The sequence below is a fragment of the Pseudomonas sp. HOU2 genome (assembly GCF_040729435.1).
Taxonomy (GTDB): Bacteria; Pseudomonadota; Gammaproteobacteria; order Pseudomonadales; family Pseudomonadaceae; genus Aquipseudomonas.
Window position 1 is genome coordinate 4,372,945 of sequence record NZ_CP160398.1, and the last position, 21,445, is coordinate 4,394,389.

Annotated in this window: 17 protein-coding genes and 1 pseudogene; 8 read left to right on the top strand and 10 right to left on the bottom strand. The window is 59.1% G+C overall.

The window, feature by feature from the left end:
* Nucleotides 1-413 precede the first annotated feature (413 nt).
* Nucleotides 414-3,896: a DUF6543 domain-containing protein gene (locus ABV589_RS19695; protein ID WP_367083154.1), complete on the top strand. Its 3,483-nt coding sequence runs from the start codon at nucleotides 414-416 to the stop codon at nucleotides 3,894-3,896.
* Nucleotides 3,897-3,927: 31 nt separating this feature from the next.
* Here ABV589_RS19695 and ABV589_RS19700 read toward each other — a convergent pair whose 3' ends face one another.
* Complete coding sequence (locus ABV589_RS19700) at nucleotides 3,928-4,713, bottom strand: IclR family transcriptional regulator (RefSeq protein ID WP_367083156.1); 786 nt, start codon at nucleotides 4,711-4,713, stop codon at nucleotides 3,928-3,930.
* Between the two features lie 165 nt (nucleotides 4,714-4,878).
* On the opposite strand from ABV589_RS19700, the gene hmgA reads away from it, so the two are divergent.
* The 4 genes from hmgA (at nucleotide 4,879) to ABV589_RS19720 (ending at nucleotide 9,668) form a co-directional block, all read left to right on the top strand.
* Nucleotides 4,879-6,183, top strand: a complete 1,305-nt coding sequence (gene hmgA, locus ABV589_RS19705; RefSeq protein WP_367083158.1) for a homogentisate 1,2-dioxygenase — start codon at nucleotides 4,879-4,881, stop codon at nucleotides 6,181-6,183.
* Between the two features lie 3 nt (nucleotides 6,184-6,186).
* Nucleotides 6,187-7,491, top strand: a complete 1,305-nt coding sequence (gene fahA / locus ABV589_RS19710) for a fumarylacetoacetase (RefSeq protein WP_367083160.1) — start codon at nucleotides 6,187-6,189, stop codon at nucleotides 7,489-7,491.
* Between the two features lie 12 nt (nucleotides 7,492-7,503).
* The gene (gene maiA / locus ABV589_RS19715; RefSeq protein WP_367083162.1) at nucleotides 7,504-8,139 is read left to right on the top strand and encodes a maleylacetoacetate isomerase; all 636 of its coding nucleotides are present in this window, start codon (nucleotides 7,504-7,506) and stop codon (nucleotides 8,137-8,139) included.
* A gap of 158 nt (nucleotides 8,140-8,297) precedes the next feature.
* Complete coding sequence (locus ABV589_RS19720; RefSeq protein ID WP_367083163.1) at nucleotides 8,298-9,668, top strand: aromatic acid/H+ symport family MFS transporter; 1,371 nt, start codon at nucleotides 8,298-8,300, stop codon at nucleotides 9,666-9,668.
* A 54-nt stretch (nucleotides 9,669-9,722) separates the two neighbouring features.
* Here the strand turns inward: ABV589_RS19720 and ABV589_RS19725 are convergent, their stop codons facing one another.
* Entirely contained in the window at nucleotides 9,723-10,526 is an 804-nt protein-coding gene (locus tag ABV589_RS19725; RefSeq protein WP_007968075.1) for a transglutaminase family protein, read from the bottom strand.
* 172 nt (nucleotides 10,527-10,698) lie between these two features.
* Between ABV589_RS19725 and ABV589_RS19730 the strand changes: the two genes are divergently transcribed.
* Nucleotides 10,699-11,718 (top strand): Glu/Leu/Phe/Val dehydrogenase dimerization domain-containing protein, encoded by a 1,020-nt coding sequence (locus ABV589_RS19730; protein ID WP_007968076.1) that lies wholly within the window; start codon nucleotides 10,699-10,701, stop codon nucleotides 11,716-11,718.
* 196 nt (nucleotides 11,719-11,914) lie between these two features.
* Here ABV589_RS19730 and ABV589_RS19735 read toward each other — a convergent pair.
* The 5 genes and pseudogenes from ABV589_RS19735 to ABV589_RS19755 all read right to left on the bottom strand — a co-directional run.
* Nucleotides 11,915-12,154 (bottom strand): annotated as a pseudogene (locus ABV589_RS19735) (YebG family protein); the annotation flags it as partial.
* A gap of 190 nt (nucleotides 12,155-12,344) precedes the next feature.
* Entirely contained in the window at nucleotides 12,345-13,115 is a 771-nt protein-coding gene (locus ABV589_RS19740) for an SDR family NAD(P)-dependent oxidoreductase (protein WP_367083164.1), read from the bottom strand.
* A gap of 13 nt (nucleotides 13,116-13,128) precedes the next feature.
* Nucleotides 13,129-14,277: an NADH:flavin oxidoreductase gene (locus ABV589_RS19745; protein WP_367083166.1), complete on the bottom strand. Its 1,149-nt coding sequence runs from the start codon at nucleotides 14,275-14,277 to the stop codon at nucleotides 13,129-13,131.
* On the bottom strand, nucleotides 14,274-15,518 hold the full coding sequence (locus tag ABV589_RS19750; protein WP_367083167.1) for an AfsA-related hotdog domain-containing protein: 1,245 nt from the start codon (nucleotides 15,516-15,518) through the stop codon (nucleotides 14,274-14,276). The genes ABV589_RS19745 and ABV589_RS19750 overlap by 4 nt, the downstream gene beginning before the upstream one ends.
* Before the next feature lie 156 nt (nucleotides 15,519-15,674).
* Nucleotides 15,675-16,229 carry an acyl-homoserine-lactone synthase gene (locus tag ABV589_RS19755; protein ID WP_367083168.1) on the bottom strand — a complete coding sequence of 185 codons (555 nt, stop codon included), beginning with the start codon at nucleotides 16,227-16,229 and terminating at the stop codon, nucleotides 15,675-15,677.
* Nucleotides 16,230-16,384: 155 nt separating this feature from the next.
* Between ABV589_RS19755 and ABV589_RS19760 the strand changes: the two genes are divergently transcribed.
* Nucleotides 16,385-17,104 carry an autoinducer binding domain-containing protein gene (locus ABV589_RS19760; RefSeq protein ID WP_367083169.1) on the top strand — a complete coding sequence of 240 codons (720 nt, stop codon included), beginning with the start codon at nucleotides 16,385-16,387 and terminating at the stop codon, nucleotides 17,102-17,104.
* Between the two features lie 325 nt (nucleotides 17,105-17,429).
* The gene (locus ABV589_RS19765) at nucleotides 17,430-17,930 is read left to right on the top strand and encodes a phosphate-starvation-inducible PsiE family protein (protein ID WP_003221775.1); all 501 of its coding nucleotides are present in this window, start codon (nucleotides 17,430-17,432) and stop codon (nucleotides 17,928-17,930) included.
* Here the strand turns inward: ABV589_RS19765 and ABV589_RS19770 are convergent.
* The 3 genes from ABV589_RS19770 to ABV589_RS19780 all read right to left on the bottom strand — a co-directional run bounded on the left by ABV589_RS19770 (nucleotide 17,927) and on the right by ABV589_RS19780 (nucleotide 21,328).
* A complete protein-coding gene (locus ABV589_RS19770) occupies nucleotides 17,927-18,244 on the bottom strand; it encodes a DUF3509 domain-containing protein (RefSeq protein WP_202370141.1) in 318 nt (105 codons plus the stop codon). The two genes, ABV589_RS19765 and ABV589_RS19770, sit on opposite strands and share 4 nt — an antisense overlap.
* 319 nt (nucleotides 18,245-18,563) lie before the next feature.
* Nucleotides 18,564-19,865: an HAAAP family serine/threonine permease gene (locus tag ABV589_RS19775; protein ID WP_367083171.1), complete on the bottom strand. Its 1,302-nt coding sequence runs from the start codon at nucleotides 19,863-19,865 to the stop codon at nucleotides 18,564-18,566.
* A gap of 86 nt (nucleotides 19,866-19,951) precedes the next feature.
* A complete protein-coding gene (locus tag ABV589_RS19780) occupies nucleotides 19,952-21,328 on the bottom strand; it encodes an L-serine ammonia-lyase (RefSeq protein ID WP_367083172.1) in 1,377 nt (458 codons plus the stop codon).
* Between the last annotated feature and the right edge of the window lie 117 nt (nucleotides 21,329-21,445).

Genomic DNA, 21,445 nt, shown 5'->3' on the forward strand with positions numbered 1-21,445 from the left:
TCGGCAGCCAAAGCTGGGTGCTTTGCGGCGTGTGCCGTGAAAGCCCGCTCAGAATAAGCACTTGAGCCCAATGGAAAAATAGCGATTCCGGACATGCACTGTTACGGGGCGTGCAACAGTCTTGTTCGTGCCAGCGCACCCTGCTTGGACTTTGCAGAGCATTCGCAGTCTGAAATGTATCGTTTCTGTCTATTCTGGATGGCTGCGTTAGTTACTTTGTATGGGTCTTGTTGTGCAGTTTTGTTTGTAATCTTGTCACTTTTTATAAGTGGCTTCTTTATTTTGATTATTGTTTTGTAATCTATATTTGTTGAAATGAACTGGTGCTTCTTGTTTTTCAAAAATAAAACTATCTTTCGCTTTCGCAGTGATACGGGGTTCCGTTCATTGAACTTGAAAGATAGGACTTGAATATGGATAAGTTATACAAAAGCCTGATGCGAGGTTCTGAAGGTGCGGAAGTAACCTGGAGGGCCGAGTGGGTAAAGGCTGCCGCCGCGCAGGATGATTTGTTCGCTATTGTTGAGGCGATCCCGACAGTTCGGCAGATTGCTCGGCAGGCATTGCAGCAAGAACTTCAGCAACGGCGGAAGAATATCGATATCGATAATGTGTACATAAATGTCACCGATCAGTCATATGAGATAGAACGCCGTCCTTCGGGGAAACTGTCTGACGTATTGTTTCATTGTCTTGATAATAATGTGCTGCCAAACTATCTGGATGGCGGCGGGGACGGTGTTTTTCATCTGCCGGAGACCGTTGGCGAACAGATGAGAGTCAAGGGCTTCAGTATTTTCGAGGCTGAGGAAGCTATTACTTATACACTGCGAAATCTGGAAAGCAGTCTGCGTTCGGAGATGGGCAAGTATTGGGCAGCACCCGTAAAAGTCGCAACGACTGAAAATACCGGCCTGACAAATAAACAGGCTTTTCAGCAGGCATATAACGTTGTGCTGACAGCCGAGCTTTCTTTAAAAGCCATGGCGGGATTCCTGGATCATGGCATGGCGACGCGCTACTGCTACTTGTTGAACCTGGAAAACGGCGCCGGTGCTTATAACGTTGTGGTGAGTCCTGAACCCGACTATCGCACTTCGCTCCGGCCTGGGTTTGTGCTCGATAATGCGATGCGGGCGGATCCGGAAATGAAATTGCTCAATGAGCCCACCGGTTATGTCCTTCACACGCCAGGCAATGGTTTTGAATACTTCGCCAGGAACCTCGACTTGCCCGCGACGTTGCTGGCGCGTGTATCGGCGTCCGGTAGCAAAATGGCTTTCCCCAAAGCCAGGCAGAGTGTGTCTGCGTATTGTGTCGATGTTTACTTGAAGGGGCAGCTCGATACGCTTGCAAGTCTGATGCGCGATCGCAAGGGCCAGACTCAAGCGTTCAGCCGGATATTGCAGGACAATCATGTGTTGTCGGTGATGCGTGCTGACATCGGTCGTCGATTCGATCAAGTGCAGGCAGAACTCAAGCGTACCGAATGGCCACACTGGCTGAAGAGCGGTGGAAACGCTCTTCAGCAGCGGTACGTCGAACTTGAGCACTCAATGGAGAAATATCACTCTGCCTACCAGATGGTGTTCGACAGGCATTTCTCGTTTAAAGAATATGTCTTGCGTTGTTTTTCCGAGTGGGCGATGAGCGCGTTGGGTGAGCATCTGGATGCCGAGACGATAAAGGTGCGCAGCGTCCACAAGATGCAAGTGGGCGGCCGCACCCTCGAGCAGGTCGATAGTCGGACCCTGACGGAATTCATCATCTTCGGTCTGCATGACGAGGGATATAAAGCCGAAATCAGCATCACCGGGCTGCCGTCCGGCAGCAGGCTATCCTCGGCAGCGCTTGAGCGATGGTTGAGCAATATCAACGTGCGCTCGCAGTTCGTATCCAGGCTTCCCGTTGATCCATCGCCTGAGTTTGCACAGGCGTATCGTGACCACTTGCACAGCAACATGGAATTCGCGCTTTTCGTTGCGCGTCATTCGGAGGTCTTCAGTGAAACTGAAGCGAAGGTCATTGAAAGGGCGTTGGCAGGTGACCCGTCGGTGTCCATCCGCGGATTGCAACTGAGCCTGCAGATTCCAGGGCCAACCTTGAAAGGTGTGATGATTTTTCAGGCACGGGAGACTCGAAACCATCTTGTTTATCTGAAAACACCTGCAGGCAAGTCTGTTTTCATGACGTTTGCGGATGCATTCGCTCTGAACAAATGGTTTGAATCGGCCATGACCGCTGATCGCCAATACGCGGCGTCATTGATTCATCCGGACTATTTGCACGATGCCGGATCGTTGCGCGGTGCCAGCCGTCACTCAACCCATTATCTGTACAAGCTGGATACCCGATACCCGGACCTTTTCCCCAATGGCACAGCGCCGTTGCTCAATAACGTCACTGTCGCTTATCAGTCTGAACTGGCGTTACACAAGACCATTGCGCCTGCGCCTTACCGCTTCCTCGGGATTGAGCCGCTCAAACGTTACGCTCGATTGAATACCGAACTGAAAGCACTCTCCACCGTAGAAACAAGGGACAATGCGTTCCCTTCTTTTGAACGCTTTACCCGCGATGCGGTAAAGCAGAACCTTGAAAATCTGCTGCGTTCGCGAGGACGAAGTGTCGAGATCGATCCGGATCAGATTATTGTCCAGACTGACGATTTTCAGAAAAGCGTAACGGATCTGCTCATCGAAGGGCTGTCGTTTGAAGCTGCCAATCCGGCGTATCCAGGCAAGTATGACCCGAGGTATTTTTTGACGGGCGGCCATCCGGCAGTCGATCAGCTGGATATTCGCGATCTGTCCTCGTTATCGAAAACATTCCGTCCTGGCGACAGGTATACGAAAATGTTGAATACCGACTATCTGGACCGGGAGCATCCTGACTACGCCTTCAAGCGCGCCGTTCACGCGAAAAAAGTTCGCTGTCAGATGCATTACGATCTGCTCTCCAACTACATCGGTGGCAGGTTTGGGTCTGACATTTTTTTAGGGCTGCAACGGGTTGTCGGGAGTTTGATGGAGGATCTCTCTCACTCTCCGATCTCCCATTCTCCCGCGGAAGGTGATGAGGGTCTTTACGAATTCAATATCGGGAAAATAGGCTTGACCAAGGAGGGGGATCGTACGGTTGCGGGTGTCTATATCCTGCGGATGAACATTCTCGGCCAGTTCAACGACTGGTTATATACGCCCGATGCGCCGGATGGCGTTGCCTACCGACCTATCAACGATTTCATTCCCTCCATTCGGTTCCGCTATGGACCGATGCGCGATTATTACTTTGACCGGGTTGCGATCATCGATCAAAAAGTAATCAATGACTATTTTGACGATCTTGTCGCAACCGTGAATACCCGGCCTCCGGTCAAGACGCAAGAACGCGCCAAATTGAACAACCTCTTCACGTTCCATGATCGGAGAGTGCGTCGCGCATTGAGCGATATCGACGAGCGAACCACCAGCTTGAAGGAGATTATCGCCGGACTGATTTACGATGGCCTGATCAAGGCGACGAGTGTCATCAGTCTCGCCGTGCCGCCAATCGGCACTCTGCTCATCGCGGTGCAGATGATGAAAAGTGTTTACGACGGATCTCAGGCGCAACATCGAGGTGACTACTCCGCGGCCCTGGGACACGGCGCAGAGGCGCTGATCGGACTGTTTACGCTCGGCCAGGCGGCCACAGCCGGTGCGAGCGCAGAGGTGATCAAGCAGGTGACCAACGTACAAAGATCGTTTCTGGATCTGGTCGATGACGCACGGTCGGCAGCACAATTCGTCGCCGAGGCGGCGGGTCATAAAACTGTAGACCAACAGTTGATCGATTTCATCACTGGGTTGATGAAAGATCGGGTAATGGGCATCAGCCAGACCATCGTGCGCTGATCGCCAGGTTGGCGCATGGGGATCGCTTGACTCAATCGGCTTGCTCATACCCCATGCGCCAGCTCACGGCCCGCGACGCAGCCAGTAACCGCTGCGCCGCCGGGCCGTTTTCGTCGGCGTGGAACAGCGAGGTCGGACCGACGATGGTCAGCACCGCGGCGATCTGCCCGACAGCGTTGAACACCGGCGCCGACAAGGCATCGACCCCAGGCATCAACAAACCGTGCACATGATGCAGACCGCGCGCGCGGATCTGCTCGCACAAACTGCTGTAGGCATTTTGATCGGCCAGTGGATGGCCGGCGACGGCAATTTCCTGCTCGCGTAACTCATCGGTCTCCCGATGCGGCAGAAAGGCACTGAACACCAGCCCGGTGGACGAACTGAGCAGCGGCAACACTGAACCCAATTGGGTCACCACCGTCACCGCGCGCACTGCCGGCTCGATGTGCACCACGGTCGCGCCCTGATTGCCCCACACTGCCAGAAAGCAGGTTTCATTCAGTTCGTCGCGCAGCTCGGACAGGGGCAGGGCGGCGACTTTCAGCACGTCCATACTGTTCAGGGCTGCCAGGCCCACGCGCAACGCTTCGCGGCCGAGACCGTAGTGGTTGGTGGCGGCGTTCTGTTCGGCAAAACCGCTGGCGATCAGTGCCTGAAGATAACGGTGCACCTTGCTCGCCGGCATCTGCACATGCTCGGCCAGACGCGACAGTGAGGTGGAGGGCGACAACTCGGCCAATGCCTTGAGGATGTCGGTGCCGACCTCGGCGGAGCGGACTTTCTGTTTGCCGTTGCTGTCGCTGGTTTTTTCCATGGTGCGGCCGGGATCCGAAAACGAATGGGCGTCTTTATAGCTTGACGCTGGATAGCGAGCAAATTACGTTATGCGTAATCGAATTACGATAATAACAACCCCGGCGTGCGCAAACCTCTGAGCCAGAGCGATGGGCCACTGCCGACTCCCTGTTCAGGAGGCTCCATGAACCTCGATTCAAACGCGTCGGAGCTGGCGTACCAGTCCGGTTTCGGCAACGAATTCAGCAGTGAAGCGTTGCCCGGCGCCTTGCCCATCGGCCAGAACTCCCCGCAGAAAGCCCCCTACGGCCTCTACACCGAATTGCTCTCCGGCACTGCGTTCACCATGACCCGCAGTGAAGCCCGGCGCACCTGGATGTACCGGATTCAGCCGTCGGCCAATCACCCGGCGTTCGTCAAACTCGAGCGGCAACTGGCCGGCGGTCCACTGGGTGAAGTAACCCCCAATCGCCTGCGCTGGAACCCGCTGCAGATCCCGGCCGAGCCAACCGACTTCATCGATGGCCTGGTCGGTATGGTCGCCAACTCGGCGGCGGAAAAGCCTGCGGGCATCAGCATCTACAACTACACCGCCAACCGTTCGATGGAGCGGGTGTTCTACAACGCCGACGGTGAACTGCTGCTGGTGCCGCAACTGGGGCGGCTGCGCATTGCCACCGAACTGGGTGTGCTGGACGTCGCGCCGCTGGAGATTGCCGTGCTGCCGCGTGGCCTGAAATTCCGCGTCGAGCTGCTTGATCCGCAGGCGCGCGGTTACGTCGCCGAGAACCACGGCGCGCCACTGCGCCTGCCCGATCTGGGGCCGATCGGCAGCAACGGTCTGGCCAATCCACGGGACTTCCTCGCGCCGGTCGCCGCTTATGAAAACCTGCAGCAGCCGACGACGCTGGTGCAGAAGTTCCTCGGCCAGTTGTGGGGCACCGAGCTCGATCATTCGCCGCTGAACGTGGTCGCCTGGCACGGCAACAACGTGCCGTACAAATATGATCTGCGCCGTTTCAACACCATCGGCACCGTGAGTTTCGATCACCCGGATCCGTCGATCTTCACCGTGCTGACGTCGCCGACCAGCGTGCACGGTCTGGCCAACCTCGACTTCGTGATCTTCCCGCCACGCTGGATGGTCGCCGAGAACACCTTCCGTCCACCGTGGTTCCACCGCAACCTGATGAACGAATTCATGGGCCTGATCCACGGTGAGTACGACGCCAAGGCTGAAGGCTTCGTGCCCGGCGGTGCCTCGCTGCACAGCTGCATGAGCGCCCACGGCCCGGATGGCGAGACCTGCACCAAAGCGATCAACGCCGACCTCAAGCCAGCGAAGATCGATAACACCATGGCCTTCATGTTCGAGACCAGTCAGGTGCTGCGCCCAAGCCGCTTCGCCCTCGACTGCCCGCAACTGCAATCCACTTACGACGCCTGCTGGGCCACGCTGCCCGCCACGTTCGACCCGACCCGGAGATAACCCATGACTCAGACTTCCATCACCCGCAGCTGGGTTGCTTCGGCCAACGGCCACGCGGACTTCCCGTTGCAGAACCTGCCGCTCGGTGTGTTCAGCACTGGCGGCTCGGCGCCGCGCGCGGGCGTGGCGATCGGTGAACATATTTTCGATTTGCAGGTGGCGCTTGAAGCCGGCCTGTTCGACGGCCCGGCACGCAGCGCGGTCGAAGCCATGCACGGCGGCCTGCTGAATGCCTTCTTCGACCTCGGTCGCGAAGCCCGCGTAGCCTTGCGCAGCCGTTTGCTGGAATTGTTCAGCGAGGGCAGCAGCCACCGCGGCGCCATCGAAGCCCAGGGCGTGAAACTGCTGCCACTGGCGGCCGATTGTCAGATGCACCTGCCGGCGCGCATCAGCGATTACACCGACTTCTACGTCGGCATCGATCACGCGCAGAACGTCGGCAAACTGTTCCGCCCGGACAACCCGCTGCTGCCGAACTACAAACACGTGCCGATCGGTTACCACGGTCGCGCCTCCACGGTGCGCGCCTCCGGCACCGACGTGCGCCGCCCGAAAGGCCAGACCCTGCCGGCCGGTGCGAATGAACCGGCCTTCGGCCCTTGCGCCCGACTGGACTACGAACTGGAACTGGGCATCTGGATCGGTCAGGGCAACGACATGGGCGAGCCGATTGCCATCGGTGATGCTGCCGAACACATCGCCGGTTTCTGTCTGCTCAACGACTGGTCGGCCCGCGATATCCAGGCCTGGGAATACCAGCCGCTGGGGCCGTTCCTGTCCAAGAGTTTTATCACCAGCGTCTCGCCATGGGTTGTCACTGCTGAAGCGCTGGAGCCGTTCCGCACCGCGCAACCGGCGCGCCCGGAGGGTGATCCGCAGCCGCTGCCTTATCTGTTCGACAAGCGCGATCAGGACGGCGGCGCTTTCGACATCGAGCTGGAAGTGCTGCTGCTCACCGCAGCCATGCGTGAACAGAATCTGCCGGCCCATCGCCTGACCCTGAGCAACACCCGCTACATGTACTGGACCGTCGCGCAAATGGTCGCGCACCACAGCGTCAACGGTTGCCAGTTGCAGGCCGGTGACCTGTTCGGTTCGGGCACCTTGTCCGGTCCGGAAAACGGTCAGTTCGGCAGCCTGCTGGAAATCACCGAGGGCGGTAAAAAGCCGATCGAACTGGCCTCCGGCGAAGTGCGCAAATTCCTCGAAGACGGCGACGAAATCATCCTGCGCGCGCGTTGCGCCCGTGACGGTTTTGCCTCGATCGGCTTCGGCGAATGCCGCGGCAAAGTGCTGGCGGCGCGCTGACAGGAGCGGATCATGGATCTCTACACCTATTACCGCTCGACCTCGTCATACCGGGTGCGCATCGCCCTGGCGCTGAAGGGGCTCGACTACACCGCGCTGCCGGTTAACCTGATCGCGCCGTCCGGGGGCGAGCACCACCAGGCGGCGTATCTGGCGATCAACCCGCAGGGTCGGGTGCCGGCCTTGCGCACGGATGAAGGCGAGTTGCTGATTCAGTCGCCAGCGATCATCGAATACCTGGAAGAACGTTATCCACAACGGCCGTTGTTGCCCGAAGACCTCGCCGCCCGCGCCCACGTGCGCGGTGTGGCGGCGGTGATCGGCTGCGACGTGCATCCGCTGCACAACGTCAGCGTGCTCAATCACCTGCGTCAGTTGGGCCACGAAGAGCCGCAGGTGGTGGAGTGGATCGCGCACTGGATCAGTCAGGGGTTGGCGACTGTCGAGCAATTGATCGGTGACAGCGGTTTCTGTTTCGGTGAGTGGCCTTGTGTAGCGGATGTTTATCTGATTCCGCAGTTGTATGCGGCGGAGCGGTTCGGTGTTTCGCTGGAGGCTTATCCACGGATTCGGCGGGTGGCGGCGCTGGCGGTAGAGCATCCGGCGTTCATCAAGGCGCATCCGGCCAATCAGCCGGATACCCCTTAAAGCTCTACCTCGCCCCAATGTAGGAGTGAGCCTGCTCGCGATAGCGGAGTGTCAGATACGGGGATGTTGACTGACACACCGCTATCGCGAGCAGGCTCACTCCTACAAGGGATCAGCTCCGTACACAAAAATCATAAAAACAAAACAGGTACCTTGCGATGCACAACCAGATTGCCAGCTTCCGCGCGGCACTCGACGCCCGTCCTGTGTCCCGCTATCAGTGGTTACTGCTGATCCTGCTCGCCTTGTTGCTGGTCACCGACGGTTATGACGCCCAGGTGCTCGGTTACGTGGTGCCGGCTCTGGCTCAGGACTGGGGCCTGGAGAAAGCCGCGTTCGGGCCGGTTTTCAGCGCCAACCTGTTGGGCCTCACGCTCGGCTCGCTCGCGGTGACGCCGCTGGCCGATCGCTTCGGCGTGCGGCGAATCCTGCTTGCCTGCGTGCTGATCTACGCCAGCCTGACGGTGCTGATGGTGTTCGCCGATTCTCTGAACACCTTGATGATCGCGCGCTTCATCTGCGGCATCGGCATGGGCGGCGCGATGCCGAGTGCCATGGCGTTGATGTCGGAGTACTCGCCACCGCGCCTGCGCACCTTGATGGTGACGCTGGCCGCTTGTGGGTTTTCATTTGGTGGTGCGGCGGGTGGTTTTGTTGCTGCGGGCTTCATCGATCGTTTTGGCTGGCAAGCGGTGTTTCTTGCCGGTGGTGTCACGCCATTGCTGCTGTTCCCGTTCCTGTGGTGGATGCTGCCGGAATCGCTGCCGCGTCTGCTGCGCGACGCACCACCCTATGCGCGCTTGCGCAAAGTCACCGCACGAATGCTCCCGGACTGGCAACCGCCGGCCGCGTCCGTCGAACAGAACGCGCGCGAGCAGGGCAGCAAACTGACCGTGGTCGAGCTGTTCCGCCACGGTTATGCACGACCGACCCTGCTGATCTGGGCGACGTTTTTTGTCAGCCTGATTCTGTTGTATTTCATGATCAGCTGGCTGCCGACGCTGTTGCTGGAAAGCGGCCTGAAACTCAATGAAGCCAATCTGGTGACCTCGATGTTCCTGTTCGCCGGCACCTTGGGCGCGGTGTGCATGGCGTGGTTCGCCGACCGTTTGCAACGCAAGGTACGGCTGCTTTGCGCAGTGCTGGCCGGGGCTGCGCTGTGCACCATTCTGCTGGGCCTGAACCACGATAATCCACGTTATCTGGTGGCCTGCGTGTTTGCCGCCGGGTTCTGCATCATCGGTGGGCAACTGACGCTGAACGCTTTCGCCAGTAACTTCTACCCGGCGCATGTGCGGGCCACGGGCACGGGTTGGGCGTTGGGGGTAGGGCGCTTCGGTTCGATCCTCGGGCCGCTGTTCGGCAGCATGCTGCTGGCGATGCACATTCCGGTGACGCAGATTTTCTTCTTCTGCGCGATTCCGGCGGTCATTGCGGCGCTGTTGATCATTCAGGTGCGCTCGCCTTCCGAGTCCACCCTGTCCAATGTAGGAGCCAGCCTGCTGGCGAAGAACGATAACGCGGTCTGACAGAAAAAACGGCGGCGCCTGCATCGCGAGCAGGCTCACTCCTACAAAAAGCGTTTAGTGCACTACGGAATTCGGCGGCAGATGCCCGAGCCGTTCAGTCAGGCGCAGGCGCTGGATCGGGTCATCACTGAGCAGCAGCGCATGCTCCAGATCGAAGCGCTCCGCGTTCGGGCAATCGAGCCGTTGATAAAGGCTGGCGCGGGCCAGATAATCGGCTGCGCTGGCACCGCCCAGTTCCAGCACGCGCTCGGCATCGATCAGCGCGGCGATGTAATCCTCATGGGCCAGATGCAACTGGCGCAGGTTGCGTGACAGGCGCTGAAGCATCTGCTGCGGGCTGGCGGTGGCCAGATGGTCGGCATTGAGTTTGAGGTGCGCGCCGTACTGACGCTGCAACAACTCGCGACAATCATTCGGATACAGCCGCCGACCGCCGCAGGGATCCAGCAGATGATCAGCACCGGGTACCCGCAGCAGGAAATGCCCGGGGAAGTTCACCCCGACCAGCGGAATCTCCAGACCACGCGCCAGTTCCAGAGCAATCAAGGACAGGCTCAGCGGTTGGCCGCGACGGGTCTGCAGCACTTTGTCCAACAACGCAACCTGCGGGCGCAGCGGCAGAAAATCGTCCTGAGAGAAGCCCAGGTCATTCATCCGCCGCAGCAACGGTTGCGCCAGTTCGCTGACCGGCAGCATCGGCAAGCCGTAGCTGACGCGCTGTTGCAGCGCCTTGAAGTCTTGTTGCAGCGCTTCGACATCGAGACCTTTTTCGTGTTCAGCGGCCATCCACAACGCCGCTTCGAACAGCGCGGGCGGTGAACGGTGCAGACACTCGAAAAAACGTTGGCGCGGGCTCATCGCAATCTCCGGGGAATGCCTCGTTTTAGCCCCGTCCGCGCCATTCGTCCAGTACCGACCAGGTTATGCCGCAAAGTCATCGTCGAAGCGGGCGCTTATTCCGGTGCGCTTCAGCAATTTTTGGGCGCAAGCCTATACTGGCGTCTACCAGAAGTGATTCGGGAGCCTGCCGATGTTCGCTCTCATGCAAAGCACTCGCCTGGAATCGCTGCACCTCAGCGTTGACCCGGTCACCGGGTTGAAGGCGGTCATTGCCATTCATAACAGTCGCCTTGGCCCAGCCCTGGGCGGTTGCCGTTATCTCGCCTATCCCAACGACGAATCCGCAGTCGAGGACGCCATTCGCCTCGCGCAGGGCATGAGCTACAAGGCTGCCCTGGCCGGGCTCGATCAGGGTGGCGGGGTGGCGGTGATTGTGCGCCCGGCGCATGTGGAAAACCGCGCGTCTTTGTTCGAAGCGTTTGGCCGCTGCATTGAGCAGCTCGACGGTCGCTACATCACCGCCATCGACAGCGGCACTTCGGTGGCGGACATGGATTGCATCGCACAGCAGACCCAGCATGTCACCAGTACCACCTCGGCCGGCGACCCGGCACCGCATGCGGCGATGGGCGTGTTCACCGGGATTCGCGCTACCGCCATGGCGCGGCTGGGCAGCGACAATCTTGAAGGCTTGCGCGTGGCGATTCAGGGCTTGGGCAACGTCGGTTATGCACTGGCCGAGCAGTTGCACGCGGCGGGCGCGGAGTTGCTGGTCAGCGACATCGATCACGGCAAAGTGCAACTGGCGATGGAACAGCTCAATGCGCATCCGATCGCCAACGATGCCTTGCTCAGCACACCCTGTGACATCCTCGCGCCATGCGGCCTCGGCGGAGTGCTCAACAGCCACACGGTGACGCAACTGCGCTGCTCGGCGGTGGCGGGATCGGCGAACAATCAGCTGACGCATCTGGATGTGGCCGATCAACTGGAGCGGCGCGGCATTCTGTATGCGCCGGATTACGTGATCAATGCGGGCGGGTTGATTTATGTCTCGCTCAAGCATCGCGGAGAAGAACTGGGAACGATTACCGCGCACCTGTCGAAGATCAGTTCGCGACTGACCGAAGTCTTTGCCCATGCGCAGGCCGAGAAGCGTTCGCCGGCGCGGGTGGCGGATGAGTTGGCGGAGAAGGTTTTGTATCGTTGAAAAGCAAAAGATCGCAGCCTGCGGCAGCTCCTACATATGGAATGCGTATTCCCTGTAGGAGCTGCCGCAGGCTGCGATCTTTTCGATTCAAACGTTGTTACTTGGCAGCTTTCGCCGCTTTTGTCGGTTTAGCCGGTGCTTCAGCAGGCTCTTCTGCATCAGCCACTTCCGCCACTGGTTCGGCCGGTGCATTGATCAGCTCCGACAGCGCATCAGGCTGGCTCTTGAAGGCCTTGGCGAACACATCGCGGTTCTTCGCCATGTAGATCCCGACTTCTTCAACCTGTTGCTCGTTCAGCGACGGCACGGCTTTCTGCAACACTTCGGACAGCATCTCGGCCAGTTCGAGCATTTTGTCATGACGGTCAGCTTCGGCTTTATCCATGAACAAGCGCTCCAGATCTCGGCTGCTGCGGTATACCACTTCGACGGCCATTCACCACCTCACATGCCTTCACATTTAGTTGTCTTAGCGACTACTGTATTTATATACAGCGAAAGGATAAGCGAATCCCTGCGCTTTGGGTAGTGGCTTTTCAATGTAGACCGGATTCGGCGTTTTTCCTGATTCACGCCCCTCAAACAAAACGACCCGCACACGGCGGGTCGTTGGTTTTATTTTGATTTCAGAACTTGCCGCTGGCGTAACCCCCATCGATGGGCATGATCACACCCGTGACGTAAGCGGATTGATCGCTGAGCAGCCAGAGCACCGCGTTGGCCACTTCGTCCGCGGTGCCGAAACGCTTCATCGACGTCACGTTGATTTTGCGCTGGGTGTTTTCCGGTGCGGCTTTCAGGCGTGCCTCGCTGTTCATGCCGCCGAGGATCGGTCCCGGGGCGACCGCATTGACGCGAATGCAGCCGCCGTCTTCCAGTCGCGCATTTTCGATCGACGCCACCTGGGTCATGCCGTTGATCGCCTGCTTGCTGGCAACATAGGCGACCTGGCCGCCAATTGGCACCACGCCGGCACAGGATGAGGTGTTGACGATGGCCCCGGTGCCGCGGTCGAGCATCAGTTGCAGTTCATGACGCATGCAGTGATAGGTGCCGTTGACGTTGATGTTCATCACCCTCATCCAGTCATCCGGGCACGATTGCGCGAGCGCTCCGTACTTGGCGGTTACGCCGGCGTTATTGAACGCGCAATCGAGACGGCCGTAGACCAAACGAATGCTCGCGAACGCCTGCTCGACCTGCACCGGATCCCCGACATCACAGGCGATGAAGCGGCAGTGTTCACCCAGCCGATCGGCCAGCGCCGCGCCTTTTTCTTCGTCCCGGCCGAACACGATCACATCGGCGCCGGCCTTGATCAGGCGTTCGCTGACGGTCTCGCCGATGCCACTGGTGCCGCCGGTGACCAGGCACACTTTTCCCAGAAAATCGTACATATGTCGCATCTCCTTATGCCAACGCGGGGCGTAAATATTTCGGGTTCACGCAGCAATACACCCGATCCAGTCGCGGATTGCTCTTGTCGCTGAAGCACTGACTGTCCCAGCGGCATTTGTGGATGTCGGCGGAACGGCCCTGCAGGGTTTTGTTGATCAGGTCATTGTCGGCGAACAGCGCTCGCGACATTCCTACCCAATCGCATACGCCATCGGCGAGCAACTGCTCGGCCTTGTCCAGCCCATCGATGAAACCGGCGTAACCCACCGGCACTGTCGACACGGATTTGATCGCCCGCACGCCGGCTTGCAGGTAGTGGTCCATGGTCTCGGAATGCACGATCAACTGGCCGAACGTCGCGCCCATGCACATCGAACATTCCAGCGCGGCAACGCCGGCCTGACAGAGCGCCTGCACGGTTTCCTTGAGGTCCGTATATTGCAGCCCTTCAGCGCCCAGACGGTCGTCGATGCCCAGGCGAATGGTGACGATCAGTTGGCCCTGGGTACGCTCGCGGATGGCCCTGACCACTTCGAGCAAAAGCCGCGCACGGTTCTCTTCGCTGCCACCATACCGGTCGGTGCGCTTGTTGGTGTGCGGCGAGAGAAAACTGCTCAGCAGGTAGCCGTTGGACGCCTGCAACTGCACCAGACGCGCGCCGTTGGTCCAGGCCAGCCAGGCGGAATGGGCGAACTGCTCGATCACCAGAGCGATGTCGGTTTCGTCCATGATCCGCACGCGGTAATCCGGATCGAGTTTCGACACGCGCGGGCAGGGCACGCCACTCGGGGTCAGCACGGCAACGCCGGTGTGCGTGGTGGTGCCCTGACCACCGTAATGCTGCAGTTGCACACCCACCGGCGTGTTGACCTGCTCGGCCATCGCGAACATCGCCTTGAGCGATTCGCCCTGATGTTCCTCGAACAGGCCGAGCCCGGTGCTCTGCAGACGCGACTGCGGCGAGACCGTGGCGTTGCACAGAAACGCCATGGAGCAACCGCCCTCCATGATGCCCTGATAGAACTCGATCATGGCGGGCGTCACGCACCCGCTGTGATCGGCCAGGTCCACGCCCATCGACGCGAAGAACAGCCGATTGCGCAACTCCAGCCCGCCGGCCAGCCGCAGGGGCTCCAGCACGTGGGGATAGCGCGGCATCATGCTTCCTTCCTTTGTTCGGGCATCGCCGAGGCTTGATCGAAGGTCATCCACAACGGTTGTCCGAGGACGGGCGCCGGGGCCGGGGCGGTTTCTTCGTGGGAGAAGTAAGCGAATTGCTTGAGCACTTCGCGCCACTTGAAGCGCAGCGGCGAATCCAGTTCTGCCAGCTGCAGCTTGAGCGTGCCGGCCTTTGTCGCGTCGCAGGTGTGCAGCGATTGCAGCGGCAGGCTGAGCATGCCTTCGTTTTCCAGGTACAGGTAGACGTGGCCGCGCTCGGAGGCGTCGAGCGGGCTGTCGCATTGCACTTGCAGACCGGCCATCGACAGCAGCTCAAGACGAGCGGAGAGGTGACGCCCGGAATCCAGGCGCACCAGCACTTCATGGCGTATGCCCTTGAGCGGACGGAACCAGCAGGCGGGGTCGATGTTGATATTCCGCATACGCTTGAACACCGGCATCTTGATCACTTCGCCGTGCAGGCGAATGTCGGCCACCAGCTCGCCTCGCTGGAAGAATCGCGCACGCTTGTCGACCTTGCGCGCCCGCGGCGGCGCCATGCCTTCGTAGTCGCCGACCAGTACATCCACCTGAAACGAAGACTCGGTGTACCGGGGAAAACTCGACAGCAGATCAACGATGGAAATCGACACCTCGCCGCGGGCGTAACCGCTGTGCTGGTAGAACTGCGCGTACATCGCCTGGCGTGCCGCTTCGATCAGCATCAGGCCCGGCACGTGTTCGTGGTGTTTGCGGTAAAAGAAGTAATTGGCGGTGTCGTTGAACAGGGTGAAATAGAGCAGGCCCTGTTGCGGGCAGCCGTCCAGAGCCTTCAGAACATCATGCACCTGTCGACGCTGATCAAGGCTCAGGCCATTGTCGCAACCGGGCAGTCGAGCCAGTTTGGCCTCGGTGCTTTCCAGCACCCAGACGCCGCTGAGGATCAGGTGGTCAGTGGTTTTCTCGTAGTTCGTCAGCAGCTCCGGCAGACAGTCGGCCAGGCCCGCCAGTTCGAGCTCCTCCAGGTCGATGATGGTTGGCAGCGAACGCAGCACCAGACGCTCGCTGTCGAGCCGATAGGCCTGATTGACGATCTCCAGATCCATTGGATCAAGGTTCGCCCGTTGCACGATGGCGGCCGGCAGCCAGGCTGGCAGCAAGTGGTGAGCGTCGTAAATCAGCACGTCGTCATCGTGGCCCTTGTGGACGATGTCTTTGGCAACTTTCCTGTGCATGTCGATCATGATCATCCCTCTGTGTTGAACGTTGGTTGTAAGGCAGTTGCTATCCATGGCGTGAAATCGACCCACACCGAAAGGTGCTGCTCGACGCGTGTCGGCAGCTTCAGTTGATGTGTTTTCTTGTTTTCTTGTTTTCTTGTTATCGCGTGTCGGGCAGGGTTACTGCACCGTGATGTAGCAGGCGCCGAGGGTTCGGTTGTCCAGTACCTGCGGCGGTGCCAGCCATTTGTAGTCGATGCCGCCACGTTTGAGCAGGCGTCCGATCGCGACCGGTGACACCGACACCAGATGTGAAACGCCGCAGGTCCTGGCGTACTCCAGCGTGGCCATGAACAGGCCAACGGTGTTTTCGTCGGACATCACCTGTTCGTTTTTGCCGCCCTCGGCATCGAGGTCCAGTGAGGTGAAGCGCGACAGCTCCCAGATGTCATCGCCGCACGGTGCAGGCTTGTCGCCGAGCAACGAGGTGAACACCTCACTCAGCAGATACGGCTGGGTGGTCGGCAGCAGGCGGGCGCATCCCTTGATGTTGCCGTCGTGTTCTTCGGCGACGATGTAGTGGGTGCCGCTGTGATCGAATTGATCGAACTCGAAATCGTCCGGCGTGGATAACTGCCAGCCGAGGCGTTCGACGAACACCTGATAGCGATATTGAGCCAAGCGTTGACGCTTTACTGTCGTCAACTCGTCATAACGTCCTGACAAGTAATCCATCACAGATTCCGTTTAGTGATTGGTTGGGTGGCGATTAAAGTGCACACTGCGCTCGCATACTACCTGTCACCCTTGACAGCTAGCGGAAACATTTGGAAATATGCTAGGCATGTTGGCAAGAGGCCGACAGCATTAACTGTGGGAAAGGAATCTCTATGTCATATTGGCAGGCTGAACTGTTGGAAAACGCCATGTCTGCAACGGATGTCGAGTTGTTGTTCGACAGTATCAAGACCGTCGCCAGGCAGTTGGAGTTTGATTATGTGGCTTACGGGTCACGCCGACTTTTCCCCATCACCAAACCCTGTCTTTTTCTTGCCAATAATTATTCGCCCGCCTGGCAAGCTGCCTATTCCGCCAATCGTTACCTGGACGTCGATCCTTACGTCCAGCGCGCAATGCGCAGCGTGAAACCGGTGCTGTGGGACGCTGAACTCAAGGCTCAGATGCCCGAATTCTGGCAGGATGCGCAGGCTCACGGGCTCTCGGAGGGCTGGGGGCAGACGCTGCTCAACAGCGAAACTCAAGGGCTGGTGACCTTCGCCCGGGGCAGCGAGCCGATCACCGCGCTGGAACTCGAAACCAAACAGGCGCAGCTGTCCTGGCTGGCCCAGATTACTCACCTGGGGCTGACGCGCCTGCAGATGCGCGGCGCCGATTCGGTGCTCCCGGTGCCGATAGAACTGTCGCAGAGAGAAAAGGAAATCCTGCAATGGACCGCTGACGGAAAGTCATCGGACGATGTTTCGGTGATCCTCGGCATCAGCAAAAGGACGGTTAACTTCCATATAAACCATTGCCTGAAGAAGCTCGGTTGCCAAAACAAGATCGCTGCTGCAGTTAAAGCTTCGCTGATGGGGCTGCTCTGGAAATAATTACACCAGTCATATATTGGATAACTAACTGGTGAATAACCGAGGTGAGTGTGCGCGAGTTCACAGATTGACCCGATTAATAATATTTCACTTATAAGCTAATGCCATTTCAAGCGTAACGAACTTATCAAGAAACTTCAGTTATACCGTCATAATCATTCTTGTCGACGGTGCCTGTTCAACGGTGCGACCAAACGCCACGGCGCAGGTTTGATGCCGGCTCGCCATGATGCGTGGCCTCGTTTCTGCATGGCGCACAGCGCATACGGAAAACCGTCACGTCCAACCGGCATCATCCGCTCGCATCGGGCTAAGGAACATCATCGTGAAAATAAACTGGGCCGAGAAACTGCGGCAAAACGTGCATCAGCTGGCCGAGTCCCTGGGCAACCTGTTCGTCGAGACCTTTCACTATCTGGCGCTGTTCGCCATTGGTGCGGTGACCGCGTGGGCGGCGGTGATGGAATTTCTCGGCATGCTCGAAGAAGGCCACATCAAGATCGATGACATTCTGTTGCTGTTTATCTATCTGGAACTGGGGGCGATGGTCGGGATTTACTTCAAGACCAACCACATGCCGGTGCGCTTCCTGATCTACGTGGCGATCACTGCGCTGACCCGCCTGCTGATCTCCAACGTCTCGCATCACAACCCGCCGGACATGGGCATCATCTACCTGTGCGGCGGCATTCTGCTGCTGGCGTTCTCGATCCTGGTGGTGCGTTACGCCTCGTCGCAATTTCCATCGGTGAAGATCGAAAAACCGCAACGCAAACTTGGCGCCGGCTCCGGTGAGCACCCCGAGATCGAGAAGGGCGAACTCTAAATCCCGGCTGATGGTCGAGAGCGGCCGTCAATTGGCTGCGGTGGCGGGGGCAGGCCGTCGCCGCCGGTCATCGCTTCAAGGATCGCCATGGCGCTGTGGCCCTGTTCGATGGCAATACCGAACTGGATGCTTTGCACCAGCCGTTTGAGCCGTACCGGGTCGTTGCGCTGTTCGGCGCTGATCATCCGTTTGGCGACGATTCGGCCGCTGTTGGACAAGGTCAGCATGATGCTGCCGTCCAGTCCCTGAATGCTCAGGTTGATCTGATAGTCCGGCGCGAAGGCATCGGTAATGATCTGAAAAGGGTTGTCCATGATGCGTCACCGCCTGATTGAACGTGCAGTTGTTGACCGGCCGTGATCGGGTTGGTTCGCAATACCTGATCATCGGCGATTCCGTGGCCATTTCGCCAAGTGCTTCTGTGTAGGAGCTGCCGCAGGCTGCGATCTTTTGATTTGCGGCGTCTTGATGTGCGTCATGAAGATCAAAAGATCGCAGCCTCGTTGCACTCGACAGCTCCTACACAGCTCCTACACAGGGCTTAGCAAGGGCTGTGCCGGGAAAATTGCTGGACAATGGATACGGCATAAAAAAGGCGAGCCCATGGCTCGCCTTTGTCATTTGTGGCCCGTTTCAGGGCAGAACCGAGTAGATGATCGCCGACAGTGCAATCAGGCCGATCAGCACCACGAACACGTTGGACGCCTGTCCCGAGTACTGGCGCAAGGCTGGCACACGGCGGATGGCGTACATCGGCATCAGGAACAACAGGCAGGCAATCACCGGTCCGCCGAGGGTTTCGATCATGCCCAGAATGCTCGGGTTGAAGGTGGCCACGGCCCAGCAACTGAGGATCATGAACAGCGCGGTCGCACGGTTCAGCCAGCTCGCCGACATCACCTTGCCACGACCGCGCAGGCTTTTGACGATCATGCCCTGAAAGCCTTCGCTGGCGCCGATGTAGTGGCCGAGGAAGGATTTGGTGATCGCCACCAGCGCGATCAGCGGCGCGGCGTAAGCGATCACCGGGGTCTGGAAGTGGTTGGCCAGGTACGACAGGATCGAAATGTTCTGCGCCTTGGCCGCGGCCAGATCCGCCGGCGACAGCGCCAGCACACAGCTGAAGCAGAAGAACATCACCGTCACCACCATCATCCCGTGGGCCATGGCGAGGATGCCGCTGCTCTTGCGCTCGGCCTGCTCGCCGTAGCGCTGTTTCTGGTCAACCGCGAACGCAGAGATGATCGGCGAGTGGTTGAACGAGAACACCATCACCGGGATCGCCAGCCACATCGTCTTGAGGAACGTTGACAGCGGCATCGCCTCCTTGGCGCTGGCGAAGAACGCGCCGTTCCAGTTCGGGATCAGGCTCAAGCCGAGCAACAGCAGGGCAGCGACGAACGGGTAGACCAGCACGCTCATGGCTTTGACGATCACGTTCTGTCCGCAGCGCACGATAGCCATCAGGCCGAGGATCAGCACCAGCGACAGAATCGCCCGGGGTGGCGGGGCGATGTGCAACTGGTGTTCGAGAAAGCTGCTCAAGGTGTTGGTCAGCGCGACGCTGTAAACCAACAGGATCGGGAAAATCGCGAAGAAGTACAGCAGGGTGATCAGCTTGCCGGCACCGATGCCGAAGTGTTCTTCGACGACTTCGGTGATGTCGCCCGAACGCCCGGACAGCACGAAGCGGGTCAGGCCGCGGTGGGCGAAGAAGGTCATCGGGAACGCCAGCAACGCCAGAATCAGCAACGGCCAGAAACCGCCGACACCGGCATTGATCGGCAGGAACAAGGTGCCGGCACCGATGGCGGTGCCGTACAGACCGAGCATCCAGGTGGTGTCGGATTTGCTCCAGCCCTTGTGGGCAATTTCTGTATTGCGTGTGCGATCTACAGCGGGATTTTCGGCAGCAGGTGTACGTACATCGGTCATCGTTTTTGCCTCGTTATTATTTTTGCTCGGGCTCACGGTTGGCAGGCCGCGGGTGTCGGCCTGCCGGGGCGCTCAGGGAGTGCGCGTCAGCATTCCACCCAGCTCACGGCCAGGCCGCCCCGTGAAGTCTCTTTGTATTTGTCGTGCATGTCGGCGCCGGTATCGCGCATGGTGCGGATTACCCGGTCGAGGGAAATGAAATGTTTGCCGTCGCCGCGCAGGGCCATTTGCGTGGCGTTGATCGCCTTCACCGCGGCGATGGCATTGCGTTCGATGCAGGGCACCTGCACCAGACCGCCTACCGGGTCGCAGGTCAGGCCGAGGTTGTGTTCCAGGCCGATTTCGGCGGCGTTTTCCAGTTGCTCCGGGGTCGCGCCGAGCACTTCAGCGAGGCCCGCCGCCGCCATGGCGCAGGCCGAACCGACTTCGCCCTGGCAGCCGACTTCAGCGCCGGAGATCGAGGCATTTTTCTTACACAGAATGCCGACGGCGGCGGCGCCCATGAAGAACGCGACCACGTCATCGTCAGACGCGTCCGGATTGAATTTCATGTAGTAGTGCAGCACCGCCGGAATGATCCCGGCCGCGCCATTGGTCGGAGCGGTGACCATGCGCCCGCCGGCAGCGTTCTCTTCGTTGACGGCGAGGGCGAACAGGTTGACCCATTCCATCGCCGACAGCGTCGAACTGATGACGTTCGGCTTGCCGATTTCCAGCAAGCTGCGGTGCAATTTCGCCGCGCGGCGCGGCACGTTCAGCCCACCGGGCAGGATGCCTTCGTGACGCAGGCCCTGTTCGACACACTCGCGCATCACCGACCAGATGTGCAGCAAGCCGTTACGGATTTCAGCGTCGCTGCGCCAGGCCCGCTCGTTGGCCATCATCAGTTCCGACACGCGCAAGTTGTGCTGCTTGCACAGGCTCAGCAGTTCGGCGGCGCTGGAAAAATCGTACGGCAACACCACGTCGCCGGCCGGCGCCACACCGGACTCGGCTTCCGCCGCTTCGATGATGAAACCGCCGCCAATCGAGTAGTACGTTTGCGTGAACAGCTCGGCGCTTTCGCCGAAGGCTGTCAGCGACATGGCGTTGGGGTGGTAGGGCAGGCTTTCGTCCAGCAGCAGGAGATCGTGCTGCCAGTTGAAGGAAATTTCTCTGTGCCCGGCCAGCAGCAACAGGCCGCTTTCGCGCAGTTGCTGGATGCGTGGGTCGATGGTCGCCGGATCGATACTATCCGGCCATTCGCCCATCAGGCCCATGACCGTGGCGCGATCAGTGGCGTGACCGACACCGGTGGCCGACAGCGAACCGTACAAACGAATCTCCACACGGCGCACATCGTTGAGCAGGCGATGGTCGATCAGCGCCAGGGCGAAGGTCGCGGCGGCGCGCATCGGGCCGACGGTGTGGGAACTGGACGGACCGATGCCGACTTTGAATAGATCGAAAACACTGATAGCCATGCTAAACCCTTACAAGCAATGGAGTAGGAATCGCTGCCATTTTTTGTAGGACAAGCGCAATGTCGGCGATACTGCCTACCTCGGTCCTACGTGACTAACGAAATTTCCTAAGTAAGC

Excerpts from the sequence above, each read along its gene's own strand:
- ABV589_RS19740 (WP_367083164.1), bottom strand. The coding sequence starts at position 13,115 with ATGTACGATTTTCTGGGAAAAGTGTGCCTGGTCACCGGCGGCACCAGT.
- ABV589_RS19730 (WP_007968076.1), top strand. The coding sequence starts at position 10,699 with ATGTTCGCTCTCATGCAAAGCACTCGCCTGGAATCGCTGCACCTCAGC.
- ABV589_RS19780 (WP_367083172.1), bottom strand. The coding sequence starts at position 21,328 with ATGGCTATCAGTGTTTTCGATCTATTCAAAGTCGGCATCGGTCCGTCC.
- ABV589_RS19720 (WP_367083163.1), top strand. The coding sequence starts at position 8,298 with ATGCACAACCAGATTGCCAGCTTCCGCGCGGCACTCGACGCCCGTCCT.
- fahA (WP_367083160.1), top strand. The coding sequence starts at position 6,187 with ATGACTCAGACTTCCATCACCCGCAGCTGGGTTGCTTCGGCCAACGGC.
- ABV589_RS19775 (WP_367083171.1), bottom strand. The coding sequence starts at position 19,865 with ATGACCGATGTACGTACACCTGCTGCCGAAAATCCCGCTGTAGATCGC.
- ABV589_RS19750 (WP_367083167.1), bottom strand. The coding sequence starts at position 15,518 with ATGATCGACATGCACAGGAAAGTTGCCAAAGACATCGTCCACAAGGGC.
- ABV589_RS19695 (WP_367083154.1), top strand. The coding sequence starts at position 414 with ATGGATAAGTTATACAAAAGCCTGATGCGAGGTTCTGAAGGTGCGGAA.
- ABV589_RS19770 (WP_202370141.1), bottom strand. The coding sequence starts at position 18,244 with ATGGACAACCCTTTTCAGATCATTACCGATGCCTTCGCGCCGGACTAT.
- ABV589_RS19755 (WP_367083168.1), bottom strand. The coding sequence starts at position 16,229 with ATGGATTACTTGTCAGGACGTTATGACGAGTTGACGACAGTAAAGCGT.
- ABV589_RS19725 (WP_007968075.1), bottom strand. The coding sequence starts at position 10,526 with ATGAGCCCGCGCCAACGTTTTTTCGAGTGTCTGCACCGTTCACCGCCC.
- maiA (WP_367083162.1), top strand. The coding sequence starts at position 7,504 with ATGGATCTCTACACCTATTACCGCTCGACCTCGTCATACCGGGTGCGC.
- ABV589_RS19760 (WP_367083169.1), top strand. The coding sequence starts at position 16,385 with ATGTCATATTGGCAGGCTGAACTGTTGGAAAACGCCATGTCTGCAACG.
- ABV589_RS19700 (WP_367083156.1), bottom strand. The coding sequence starts at position 4,713 with ATGGAAAAAACCAGCGACAGCAACGGCAAACAGAAAGTCCGCTCCGCC.
- hmgA (WP_367083158.1), top strand. The coding sequence starts at position 4,879 with ATGAACCTCGATTCAAACGCGTCGGAGCTGGCGTACCAGTCCGGTTTC.
- ABV589_RS19745 (WP_367083166.1), bottom strand. The coding sequence starts at position 14,277 with ATGATGCCGCGCTATCCCCACGTGCTGGAGCCCCTGCGGCTGGCCGGC.